The sequence below is a fragment of the Burkholderia sp. E168m23 genome, from assembly GCF_016586125.1.
GTDB lineage: Bacteria > Pseudomonadota > Gammaproteobacteria > Burkholderiales > Burkholderiaceae > Burkholderia > Burkholderia orbicola.
This window is the reverse complement of sequence record NZ_BCPP01000107.1, coordinates 1-11,680: the sequence shown is the minus strand read 5'-3', so window position 1 is coordinate 11,680 and position 11,680 is coordinate 1. Positions and strand designations below refer to the sequence as shown.

Genomic DNA, 11,680 nt, shown 5'->3' with positions numbered 1-11,680 from the left:
CCTTCGCCTTTGCTGCTGCCTTGTCGGCCGCGCTGGCGCTGCCCGGCGCGGCGATGAAGATGTGGCTCACGCGCACCTGCGCTTCGGTACGGAAGTGCGTCGGGTTGTCGTCGTAAAACTTCTTGATGTCCGCTTCGGTCGGCTGCGCGCTCGCGGCCGCGGCGGCCGGCGAATAGACGAGGTACTGGATCGTCGCGGTTTCCGGCGTCGCGAAGCTCTGCTTGTGCGCGTCGTAGTACGCGGTGAGCTGCGCGTCGGTCGGCTGGACCTTCGCTGCGAAGTCGCTCGTCTTCAACACGAGCGCCTGCACTTCACGCTGCTGCGCGGCGAGTTCGGACAGGCGTTGCGCGAGGCTCTTCGGCGTGAACGCGCTCGACACGATGCTGGCCGGAATCTGCTGCAGCGACAGGCTGTAGCGCACGCGCTCCTGGTACTGCTCGGGCGTCATCCCCTGGAACGACAGCAGCTGCGCATAGCGTTCGACGTCGATCGTGCCGTCGGGCTTCTTCAGCGACGCGATCATCGGGTCGCTCATCAGCGCGTCGCGCACCGCGTTGTCGGATGCGGTCAGGTGCAGACGCTGCGTCTCGTCGGCCAGCACGCGTTGCTGGATCAGGCCGTCGAGCACCTGCTTGCGATGTTCGGGCGTGTCGAACATCTTGATGTCGAACTGCCCGCCGAGCGCCTGGCGCGCCTGGTCGATCTGCTGGCGGAACGCGCCGTCGAATTCGACCCGCGTGATCTTGTGCCCGTTGACTGCCGCGACGTTCGCACTGTCGTCGAAGAAACCGCGGAAACCTTGGATCCCGACGAAACCCAGCCCCGGCAACACGATCAGGAGCAGGAGCGCCATCATCAGGCGCTGGTGATTACGGAAGAAATCGAGCATGCGTGACGGGTAAATTGGACAAAACGACCGATATTACAACATACGGGGTGGGACGGGATAAAACGCAGGCAATGCTGTGCTCGAGCGCGGAGTGGAATCACGACGATACAAATGAAAAAGCCCGCACAAGGCGGGCTTTTTCATTTTCTGGCGGAGTGGACGGGACTCGCCTACCTCCCGCAGGCCGCAGCTGCGCTTGCAAGCGCAGCCCTTCTCGTCCCGCCGGAAGCCGAGCAGGCGGCTTCCTCCGCTCCGCAGTTACGCGCCCGGCAGCGGGCGCAAACCGAACGCACAAACAACAATGCCCGCACAAGGCGGGCATTGTTGTTTGTTTGGCGGAGCGGACGGGACTCGAACCCGCGACCCCCGGCGTGACAGGCCGGTATTCTAACCGACTGAACTACCGCTCCTTGGTCTGGCTGAATCGGGAAACTGGTGGGTGCTGAGGGGTTCGAACCCCCGACCTACGCCTTGTAAGGGCGCCGCTCTACCAGCTGAGCTAAGCACCCGTTTCCGATTCGTTCTGACTGCGATCTGCGTTTGCGCATCAACAATCAGCGAGCCCGCAAGTTTAATTCATCCCCGATCATTTTGCCAAGCCTGCGCGTGAATTTTTTTAACCCACGCGCTCGCACGATTGTGCTGCGCATAAAAAAAACCCGCGGACATCGCCGCGGGTTTCGTGAACGACCGTCAGCAACGACGGTGCTCAGGGTCAGTGCTTGACGACTTCCGTCGAGCCGGCATCCTTCGCCGCCTCACCGACCGGCGCCGCAGCCTTCGCTTCTTCTTCCGGCGGCAGCGGCGTCGGCGAACGCTCGAGCGCGAGCTCCAGCACCTTGTCGATCCAGCGGACCGGCACGATCTCGATCGCGTTCTTCACGTTGTCCGGAATGTCCGCGAGATCCTTCACGTTCTCTTCCGGAATCAGCACGAGCTTGATGCCGCCGCGATGCGCAGCCAGCAGCTTTTCCTTCAGCCCGCCGATCGGCAGCACTTCGCCACGCAACGTGATTTCGCCCGTCATCGCGACGTCGGCCCGCACGGGAATACCCGTCAGCACCGACACCAGCGCGGTCGTCATCGCACCGCCGGCGGACGGACCGTCCTTCGGCGTCGCGCCTTCCGGCACGTGGATGTGGATGTCCTGCTTCTCGAACGCTTCGTCCTTGATGCCGAGACGACGCGAACGCGAGCGCACGACCGAACGCGCAGCCTCGACCGACTCCTTCATCACGTCGCCGAGCGAACCCGTACGGATCACGTTGCCCTTGCCCGGCATCACCGCGGCTTCGATCGTCAGCAGGTCGCCGCCGACTTCCGTCCACGCGAGGCCCGTCACCTGACCGACCTGGTTTTCCTTCGCCGCGAGGCCGAAGTCGTACTTGCGCACGCCGAGGAACGTGTCGAGGTTCTCGCCATCGACCTTGATCGCGCCCGATGCCTTCTTCAGCAGCAGCATCTTCACGACCTTGCGGCAGATCTTCGACACTTCCCGCTCGAGCGAACGCACACCGGCTTCGCGCGTGTAGTAGCGGATGATGTCGCGGATCGCCTGCTCGGTGACCTCGATCTCGCCGTCCTTCAGCCCGTTGTTCTTCTTCTGCTTCGGCAGCAGGTAACGCTGGGCAATGCTGACCTTCTCGTCTTCCGTGTAGCCCGACAGACGGATCACTTCCATCCGGTCGAGCAGCGGCGGCGGGATGTTCAGCGAGTTCGACGTCGCGACGAACATCACGTCCGACAGGTCGAAGTCGACTTCGATGTAGTGGTCGGCGAACGTGTGGTTCTGTTCCGGATCGAGCACTTCGAGCAGCGCCGACGACGGATCGCCGCGGAAATCCATGCCCATCTTGTCGACTTCGTCGAGCAGGAAGAGCGGATTGCGCACGCCGACCTTCGCGAGGCTTTGCAGGATCTTGCCCGGCATCGAACCGATGTACGTACGGCGGTGACCGCGGATCTCGGCTTCGTCACGCACGCCGCCGAGCGCCATGCGGACGAACTTGCGGTTCGTCGCACGGGCGATCGACTGGCCGAGCGAGGTCTTGCCGACACCCGGAGGCCCGACGAGGCACAGGATCGGCGCCTTGACCTTGTCCACGCGCTGTTGCACCGCGAGATACTCGAGGATCCGTTCCTTGACCTTCTCGAGGCCGAAGTGATCCTCGTCGAGCACCTGCTCGGCGTTCGACAGGTCGTTGTTGACCTTGCTCTTCTTGCGCCACGGCAGGCCGATCAGCGTGTCGATGTAGTTGCGCACGACGGTCGCTTCCGCCGACATCGGCGACATCAGCTTCAGCTTCTTCAGCTCGGCGTCGGCCTTCTTCTTGGCTTCCTTCGGCATGCGCGCGGCGTTGATGCGCTTCTCGAGTTCCTCGAGATCCGCACCCTCCTCGCCTTCGCCCAGTTCCTTCTGGATCGCCTTGACCTGTTCGTTCAGGTAGTACTCGCGCTGGCTCTTTTCCATCTGGCGCTTCACGCGCCCGCGGATGCGCTTTTCGACCTGCAGGATGTCGATCTCGGCTTCGAGCTGCGCGAGCAGGTGCTCGAGGCGCTCGATGACCGGGAACATCTCGAGGATGTGCTGCTTCTGGTCGAGCTTCAGCGGCAGGCGCTCGGCGATCATGTCGGCGAGACGGCCTGCTTCATCGATGCCCGACAGCGACGTAAGAATTTCCGGCGGGATCTTCTTGTTCAGCTTCACGTACTGGTCGAACTGCGACACGATCGCACGGCGCAGCGCTTCCGTTTCGGCGCTATCCGCATGATCGGGCTCGAGCGGCATCACTTCGCAGGAGAACTGCGTCTCCTGTTCTTCGATGGACAATGCCTTCGCGCGCTGCAGGCCCTCGACGAGCACCTTCACGGTGCCGTCCGGCAGCTTCAGCATCTGCAGAATGTTGGCGATACAACCGACCTCGTACATGTCCTTTTCGGTCGGTTCGTCCTTGGCCGCGGTTTTCTGGGCGACGAGCATGATGTGCTTGCCGCCTTCCATCGCTGCTTCGAGGGCCTTGATCGATTTCGGCCGGCCCACGAAGAGCGGAATGACCATGTGCGGGAAAACGACGACGTCCCGCAGCGGCAGCAGCGGGAGCGTGATGCGTTCCGGCGGGAGAAGTTGGGTGCCTGACATTTCATTTCCCCATGAGTGGAATCAATTGTTCGGTAATTGAGGCCGCCACAACGAATTGCAAGCCTTCAAGTGCGGGAAATATTCGGTAAGAAAGTAACCACCGCGTGTCGAGTCAGAGTTACCCACAAGATAAACGAAAAAAAGCCGCCCACGGACTCATGAACGGCCTTTTTCGCTGAACATCGTCGGCAAGCCGGTCAGTTCGAACCCGCCACCTTCGGCGTGTCCACGTAGATCAGCAAGGGCTTGCCGTCCCCATCGATGACGTTCTCGTCGATGATGACCTTGCTGACCCCTTTCATCGTCGGCAGCTCGTACATCACGTCGAGCAATGCCTGTTCGATGATCGAACGCAAACCGCGCGCGCCGGTCTTGCGGCGGATCGCCTTGCGGGCGACTGCCTGCAACGCGCCCGGCCGGATCTCCAGCTCGACGCGCTCCATCGCGAACAGCTTGTGATACTGCTTGACGAGCGCATTCTTCGGCTCGACCAGGATCTTCATCAGCGCAGCTTCGTCGAGCTTGCCGAGCGTCGCGACCACCGGCAGACGGCCGATCAATTCGGGGATCAGACCGAATTTGATCAGGTCTTCCGGTTCCGTTTCGCGCAGCACCTCGCCCGCGTCGCGTTCCTGCTTGCTCTTGACCGTCGCGCCGAAACCGATGCCGGTCTTCTCGGTACGATCGGTGATCACCTTTTCGAGGCCGTCGAACGCGCCGCCGCAGATGAACAGGATGTTGGTCGTGTCGACCTGGATGAAATCCTGGTTCGGGTGCTTGCGGCCGCCCTGCGGCGGCACCGACGCCATCGTGCCCTCGACGAGCTTCAGCAGCGCCTGCTGGACGCCCTCGCCCGACACGTCGCGCGTGATCGACGGGTTGTCCGACTTGCGGCTGATCTTGTCGATTTCGTCGATGTAGACGATCCCGCGCTGGGCCTTGTCGACCTCGTAGTTGCAGTTCTGCAACAGCTTCTGGATGATGTTCTCGACGTCCTCGCCGACGTAGCCGGCTTCGGTCAGCGTCGTCGCGTCGGCGATCACGAACGGCACGTTGAGCAACCGCGCGAGCGTCTGCGCGAGCAGCGTCTTGCCGGAGCCCGTCGGGCCGATCAGCAGGATGTTGCTCTTCGACAGCTCGACGTCGTCCTTCTTGTCGAGATGCTTCAGGCGCTTGTAGTGGTTGTACACGGCCACCGCGAGGATTTTCTTCGCGCGCTCCTGGCCGATCACGTACTGATCGAGGATGTCGCGAATTTCCTGCGGGCTCGGCAGATCCGACCGGGACAGGCTGGCCTCGACGCCGGCGGCAGCCGCCTCGTCGCGAATGATTTCGTTGCAGAGGTCGATACATTCATCGCAGATGAACACCGACGGGCCCGCGATGAGTTTTTTCACCTCATGCTGGCTTTTCCCGCAAAACGAGCAATACAACAGCTTCTCGCTGTTCGAACCTTTTTTGTCCGCCATGAATGTAGAGCCTCCGGACAGGTAAATGACATGATACGCCGATTGCTCCGGACGCCGCGCCTAGGGCGCGACCGGAGCCGGCTGGATGCGCTTGCCGCAGATGCTCAGGGCACTCGGGACGTTTGAGGGCGCCGGCCCGAATCGGGGCGGCACCCCGTTTAAACTCACGGGCGCTTCAACAACACCTGGTCGATCAGCCCGTACGCCTTCGCGTCCTCGCTCGACATGAAGTTATCACGGTCGGTGTCGCGCGCGATGCGTTCGACGTCCTGGCCCGTGTGTTGCGCGAGCAGGTTGTTCAGCCGTTCCTTCAGGTAGAGGATCTCGCGTGCCTGGATCTCGATGTCGGATGCCTGGCCGCGCGCGCCGCCGAGCGGCTGGTGAATCATCACGCGCGAATTCGGCAGCGCGAAGCGCTTGCCCTTCGCACCCGACGCGAGCAGGAACGCGCCCATGCTGGCCGCGAGGCCCATGCACAGGGTCGACACGTCCGGCTTGATGAACTGCATCGTGTCGTAGATCGCCATCCCGGCCGACACCGAGCCGCCCGGGCTGTTGATGTAGAGGCTGATGTCCTTGTCGGGATTCTCGCTCTCGAGGAACAGCAATTGCGCGACCACGAGGTTGGCGGTCTGGTCGTTCACTTCGCCGACCATGAACACCAGGCGCTCCTTCAGGAGACGCGAATAGATATCGTACGAACGCTCGCCGCGGCCGCTCGTTTCGACGACGATCGGCACCAGCCCCAGCGCTTGCGCCTCGAAACCCTGCGGCGCGTTCGAAGCAAGCATGTCCAGCAATTCAGCGCGAGTGATCATTCAATGAACCTTGTTCGAATGGAAAATTGAACGGAAGGAAGCCGCCCGCTCAATCGCCATATTAATGGCAACCGTGCGCTTGACGTAAAAACGGCGTGCGGGCCGTCGCTCCGACAGCCGGCACGCCGCTAGAGCGACACTTACGCTTGCGCCGATGCGCTCGCGAGTGCCTCGAAGCTCACTTCCTTGTCCGTCACCTTGGCCTTGCCCAGCACGAAATCGACGACGTTGCTTTCAACGACGAACGCTTCCATCTCGGCGAGGCGCTGCTGGTTGGAATAATACCAGCGGACCACTTCCTTCGGGTCTTCGTAGCTCTTCGCGAACTCGTCGACTTCCGCGCGGATCTGTTCCGGCTTCGCTTCGAGGCCGTTCGCCTTCACGAGTTCAGCTAGCACGAGGCCCAGCTTCACGCGGCGCTCTGCCTGCTCGGCGAACATTTCGGCCGGGATCGGGGCGTCCTTCGCGTTCGGCACGCCGCGCTGCGCCAGATCCTGGCGAGCCATTTCGACGAGACGTTGCTGGTCCTGCTCGATCAGCGCCTTCGGCACGTCGAGTTCGGAAATCTTCAGCAGCGCGTCCATCACCTGGTTCTTGACGATCGACTGCGTGCGACGCTTCGCTTCGCGCTCGAGGTTTTCCTTGATCTCGGCACGCATCTTCGTGAGGTCGCCGTCTTCGATGCCGAGCGACTTCGCGAATTCCGCGTCGATTTCCGGCAGGTGCGGCCACTCGATCTTCTTCATCGTGACCGTGAACTGCGCCGTTTTGCCGGCGACGTCCTTGCCGTGGTAGTCATCCGGGAACTTGAGGTCGAACGTACGCTGTTCGCCGACCTTCAGGCCCAGCGCCGCCGTTTCGAATTCCGGCAGCATGCGGCCTTCGCCGAGCACGAACGGGAAATCTTCGGCCGTGCCGCCCTGGAACGCGACGTCCTCGATCTTGCCGACGAAGTCGACCGTCACGCGGTCGCCGTTCTTCGCTGCGGTGTCCGCGCCGCCGTCGCCGTGCTCGCCGGCTTCGCCGCGTGCGTGGTAGTGCACGCGCTGCTTGCGCAGGATGTCCAGCGTGCGGTCGATTTCGGCGTCGCCGATCGACGTGGTCGAGCGCTCGACTTCAGCCGTCGCCAGATCGCCGATCTTCACTTCCGGGTAGACCTCGAACGTCGCGTCGAACGCGTACGCGTCCTCGGCTTGCTCCTGCTTCGGCTCGAAGCTCGGCTGGCCGGCGACGCGCAGGTTCTCCGCGCGGCTGACCGTGAAGAATTCCTGGCCGATCTTGTCGCTCAGCACTTCGGCTTCGACCTGACCCGCGTATTGCTGGGCGACCATCTTCAGCGGCACCTTGCCCGGGCGGAAACCCGGCATGCGCACGGTCTTCGCGAGTTTCTGGATGCGGGCATCGATTTCCTTCTGCACGGTGTCTTTCGGCAAAGAAATCGTCACACGGCGTTCAAGCTTGCCGAGATTCTCAACAACGTTAGCCATGGCTTCAATCGTCCTAAAATTATTCGAGCGAATCGGGTTTTCCTTGCCGTGCCTGCCTGCAGCGTGAGGTGCGCACACTCACACGCCGCGCCGGAGCGCCACGCCATCCCTGCACGCGCCGGATGGCTAGCGCAAGCGGCTCGGAGCACGGCTTTGGCCGGAAGAATCGACTATTCTAGCAAACAATTTTCCTCGTACCGCCAGATCAGCACGACACGCATGTGTCCCCGCCCTGCCGACGGCCCGATGCACGGCCATGCGCGCGGATCGCGGCTATGCCGAACGGCGTATCCACCCCGGGCCCGCCATCCTGTAAGCTCCGATAGCGTATGAGCCACCCTCGTGGCTCGACCACTTATTCTTCACACCAATCACGCCTTCCGGAGACACCATGCCGCACCACCCGTCCGCGCCTGTCGTCGTCATCGCGCCCGATTCGTTCAAAGGCTCGCTTTCCGCCGAGCAGGTCGCGGACGCGATCGCCACCGGCATTCGCCGCGCCCGGCCCGACGCGGTCGTGCGGTGCTGCCCGATGGCGGACGGCGGCGAAGGCACGCTCGACGCGATGCTGGCGGGCGGCGGCACGCGGCGCACGTTGCGGGTGGCCGGCGCGTCGCTGGCGGCACGCGATGCGGCGGTCGGCGTGATCGATGCGCGCACCGCGATCGTCGAGACGGCCGAGATCGTCGGGATTACCGACCCGGTCGGCATGAGCGTGCCGGTCGACGCGCGCAGCACGCGCGGGATGGGCGAGGCGATCCGCGCGCTGCTCGACGACGGCGTGCGCCGCTTCTTCGTCGCGCTCGGCGGCAGCAGCACCAACGACGCCGGTGCCGGGCTGCTCGCGGGCCTCGGCCTGCAGTGCTTCGACGCCGACGGCCAGCCGGTCGAGCCGGTGCCGTCGCGGCTCGCCGACATCGCGCGCATCGACGCGTCGGGGCTCGACCCGCGCCTGAAGGAAACGGAATTCGTCGGCATGTCCGACGTCGACAATCCGCTGACGGGCGCGCATGGCGCGACCGCCGTGTTCGGCCCGCAAAAGGGCGTGACGGCCGCACAGGTCGCGACGCTCGATGCGGCCCTCGCCCGCTTCGCCGACCTGCTCGAAGCCGCACTCGACCGCCGCGGCCGCGAGCTGCCGGGCGCAGGCGCCGCCGGCGGCCTCGGTTTCGCGCTGCACATGCTCGGCGCACGCTTCGAGGCCGGTGCCGAAGTAGTGGCGCGCCAGGTCGGGCTCGACGCCGCACTGGCCGGCGCCGAGTGGCTGATCACCGGCGAAGGCCGCTCGGACGTGCAGACGCTGCACGGCAAGGCGCCGTTCATCGCCTGCCGGCACGCGCGGGCCGCCGGTGTGAGCGCGTCGCTGCTGTCCGGCGCGATCGACCCGGCCGCGCTGCCGCGCCTGTCCGAGCATTTCTCCGGCTGCTTTTCGCCGGCTCCCGGGCCGATCACGCTCGACGTCGCGATCCGCGACGCGGCCAACCTGCTCGCGAACGAAGCAGAACAGTTGACACGCCTGAAGTACGGTGCACACTGACCGTTGACCCGAGCGCGCGATACAGGAACAATCGGGCCCGCCCTTTTTCTTCAGGATTCGACATGAAAGGCCGTCAAGCCGGGCTCGATCAGTTTCTAACCTATCGCCTCCATGCGCTCACGAAGCGCTCCGACCGCGGGATCGGCGAGGTGTACCGGCACAAGCTCGACATCTCGCTGCCCGAGGCGCGCGTGATCGCCGCCGTCGGCGCATTCGGCCCGTTCTCGATCATGGATCTCGCGCGCCATACCAATCTCGACAAAAGTCAGGCCAGTCGCGCAGCCGAAGCGCTGCTGCGCCAGGGGCTGCTCGAGCGCAACGCGAGCGACGAAGACGGCCGGATCGTGCTGATCGCACTGACCACCGACGGCCGCGCGCTGCATCGCAAGATCATGCCGATCGTGCGCAAGTGGAACGACGGCTTGCTCGCGTGCCTGTCCGACAGCGAACGCCAGACGTTCGAGCGGCTGCTCGACAAGGTGGTCGCGCACGCAACCGAGCGCGACGACTGAGCCGCGCGTCGGCCCCGGCATCGCCGGACGGCCGAGTGTCGCGGGCAGCATTGATCCGACGAATCAGACGGGTCGCCCGAGTCGCGTCACGCGCGATTCGGGCGACCCGTTTTGCATCATGCGGCGGCATCGCGTGAAGCACGCACCGCCGCGTTGCCGGCTGCGCGTATGCGGCAGCCGGCAACGCGCTACAACCCGCTGTTCGCCGCGCGCTGACGCAATAGTCCGAGCACCGCGTCGCAGTACGGGGTCGGCACGCCAAGCTTGCGGCCGAGCTCCGGAAACACGCCGAGGATCGGCCCGATCTCGAGCGAGCGCCCCGCTTCGAAATCCTGCAGCATCGATGTCTTGAATGCGCCGAGCTTGCGCGTGACCGCGATCCGCTCGGGGCCGCTCATTCCCGTGGATAGCCCGAGCTTCGCGCCGATCGCAGCCGCCTCCTCCATCATCCGCAGTGCGAGATCCTGCGTGAACGGATCGTCGAGCAACTGTTCGGCCGTCGAACCGGTCAGCGCGCTCAGCGGGTTCATGTTCATGTTGCCCCACAGCTTCGTCCAGATCTCGGCCCGGATCGCGGGCGTCGACTCGACGTCGAAACCGCCGGCCGCGAGCGCCGCGGCGAACCGCGCGGTGGCCACGTCGAGCCGCGGATCGGGCGTGCCGACGATCAGCCGGTTGCCGCGCCCGCGACGCACGACGCCCGGCGCGTCGGTACTCGACGACAGGTGCACGACGCAGCCGATCGCCTGCGCGGGCGGCAATGCGGCCGACACCGCGCCGGCCGGATCGACCGCATCGAGCGGCACGCCGTCGATCGCCCCTTCCAGCCCGTGCGTGAACCACCACGGCAGCCCGTTCATCGCCGCGACGATCACCGTATCGGGGCCGACCAGCGGCGCAATACGGGCGGCCAGCGCCGGCAGCGCCTGCGCCTTCAGCGCGATCACCACGTAGTCCTGCACGCCGAGCGCGGCTGCATCGTCGCTTGCCCGCACCGGCACCGACGAGGTTGCACCCGCCTCGTCGATCACGCGCACGCCGTGCGTATTCAGCGCGTCGAGCGTCGTGCCCCGTGCGTACGCGCTCACGGTCATGCCGGCTCTCGACAGCGCGGCCGCGAGCAATCCGCCGATCGCGCCGACGCCAACCACCGCCGCGCGCACCGACCCTGAATTCGTGTCGTTCATGATGGCATTCCGTCTCCTGGAAGCTGACGAGCATAACGCTCAATGGTTGCGGACACAACCAATCCGGCAACGCAATGCGCATCGCGCCGTATCCGTTCGTGCGTTCGTGGGCCTCAGCGCGGCATGCTGCCGGCTTCCATCGCCTCGTCGTCGGTCGCGCCACCCGTCGCGCCCAGCACGCCGGCGATCTGGCTCTTGTCGTGCATGCCGAGCTTGCGGTACGCGCAGCGCAGGTAGTGACGCACGGTCGTCGGCGAGATCGCCATCTGCTGCGCGACCTCCTTGTGCGAACGCCCGGCGCCGTAATAGCGGATCGCCGCGAGTTCGCGCGGGCTCAGCCGGTCGAGCAGCGAGCGCGGCCGCGCCTCGATCTGGAATAGCCCCGCGACCGGCACGCACTGGATGCGCAGCGCGTCGCCGACGAACGGTTGGCCCGACTGGCGCCGCAGGTGCGCGACGAGCGGCTCCGGCACGCGCGCGCCGGCCCACGACGGCCATTCGGTGCGCAGCACGTCGTCGAAACCGTGATCGGCATGGTGCAGCACCCCGAAGTTGTCGCACAGCGCACGCGCCGCCGGCGCGACCGTGTCGGCGCGCTCGCGCGTGAGTTGGGCCGCGCGATTGATCGTCAGCGCGGCGGCC

9 protein-coding genes and 2 tRNA genes are annotated in these 11,680 nt (G+C 64.9%); 2 read left to right on the top strand and 9 right to left on the bottom strand.

Features of this window, described 5'->3' with window-relative positions:
- The 7 genes from JMF90_RS08490 to tig all read right to left on the bottom strand — a co-directional run.
- Positions 1–889 (bottom strand): SurA N-terminal domain-containing protein (locus JMF90_RS08490; RefSeq protein WP_201325041.1); only part of this gene is annotated, 889 nt, incomplete at its 3' end.
- 333 nt (positions 890–1,222) lie between these two features.
- A tRNA-Asp gene (locus tag JMF90_RS08485) sits at positions 1,223–1,299 on the bottom strand.
- Between the two features lie 23 nt (positions 1,300–1,322).
- A tRNA-Val gene (locus JMF90_RS08480) sits at positions 1,323–1,398 on the bottom strand.
- 206 nt (positions 1,399–1,604) lie between these two features.
- Entirely contained in the window at positions 1,605–4,028 is a 2,424-nt protein-coding gene (gene lon / locus JMF90_RS08475; RefSeq protein ID WP_011549610.1) for an endopeptidase La, read from the bottom strand.
- Positions 4,029–4,225: 197 nt separating this feature from the next.
- Entirely contained in the window at positions 4,226–5,497 is a 1,272-nt protein-coding gene (clpX, locus tag JMF90_RS08470) for an ATP-dependent Clp protease ATP-binding subunit ClpX (RefSeq protein WP_077179216.1), read from the bottom strand.
- A gap of 164 nt (positions 5,498–5,661) precedes the next feature.
- Positions 5,662–6,315, bottom strand: coding sequence for an ATP-dependent Clp endopeptidase proteolytic subunit ClpP (clpP, locus tag JMF90_RS08465; RefSeq protein ID WP_006496351.1), 654 nt, complete (start codon positions 6,313–6,315; stop codon positions 5,662–5,664).
- A gap of 140 nt (positions 6,316–6,455) precedes the next feature.
- Positions 6,456–7,802: a trigger factor gene (tig, locus tag JMF90_RS08460; RefSeq protein ID WP_011549609.1), complete on the bottom strand. Its 1,347-nt coding sequence runs from the start codon at positions 7,800–7,802 to the stop codon at positions 6,456–6,458.
- Between the two features lie 391 nt (positions 7,803–8,193).
- On the opposite strand from tig, the gene JMF90_RS08455 reads away from it, so the two are divergent.
- Both JMF90_RS08455 and JMF90_RS08450 read left to right on the top strand, forming a co-directional pair.
- Entirely contained in the window at positions 8,194–9,339 is a 1,146-nt protein-coding gene (locus JMF90_RS08455) for a glycerate kinase (protein ID WP_011549608.1), read from the top strand.
- A gap of 62 nt (positions 9,340–9,401) precedes the next feature.
- On the top strand, positions 9,402–9,851 hold the full coding sequence (locus JMF90_RS08450) for a MarR family winged helix-turn-helix transcriptional regulator (protein ID WP_077179217.1): 450 nt from the start codon (positions 9,402–9,404) through the stop codon (positions 9,849–9,851).
- Positions 9,852–10,039: 188 nt separating this feature from the next.
- Here the strand turns inward: JMF90_RS08450 and JMF90_RS08445 are convergent, their stop codons facing one another.
- Together JMF90_RS08445 and JMF90_RS08440 are read right to left on the bottom strand one after the other, a co-directional pair.
- Entirely contained in the window at positions 10,040–11,038 is a 999-nt protein-coding gene (locus tag JMF90_RS08445) for a 2-dehydropantoate 2-reductase (protein ID WP_006478573.1), read from the bottom strand.
- A 113-nt stretch (positions 11,039–11,151) separates the two neighbouring features.
- Positions 11,152–11,680, bottom strand: a 529-nt coding sequence (locus JMF90_RS08440) for a LuxR C-terminal-related transcriptional regulator (RefSeq protein ID WP_201325040.1), incomplete at its 5' end; no start/stop codon positions are given.

Bases quoted from the DNA above. Each gene is read 5' to 3' on its own strand.
- lon (WP_011549610.1), bottom strand. From the start codon at position 4,028: ATGTCAGGCACCCAACTTCTCCCGCCGGAACGCATCACGCTCCCGCTG.
- clpX (WP_077179216.1), bottom strand. From the start codon at position 5,497: ATGGCGGACAAAAAAGGTTCGAACAGCGAGAAGCTGTTGTATTGCTCG.
- clpP (WP_006496351.1), bottom strand. From the start codon at position 6,315: ATGATCACTCGCGCTGAATTGCTGGACATGCTTGCTTCGAACGCGCCG.
- tig (WP_011549609.1), bottom strand. From the start codon at position 7,802: ATGGCTAACGTTGTTGAGAATCTCGGCAAGCTTGAACGCCGTGTGACG.
- JMF90_RS08455 (WP_011549608.1), top strand. From the start codon at position 8,194: ATGCCGCACCACCCGTCCGCGCCTGTCGTCGTCATCGCGCCCGATTCG.
- JMF90_RS08450 (WP_077179217.1), top strand. From the start codon at position 9,402: ATGAAAGGCCGTCAAGCCGGGCTCGATCAGTTTCTAACCTATCGCCTC.
- JMF90_RS08445 (WP_006478573.1), bottom strand. From the start codon at position 11,038: ATGAACGACACGAATTCAGGGTCGGTGCGCGCGGCGGTGGTTGGCGTC.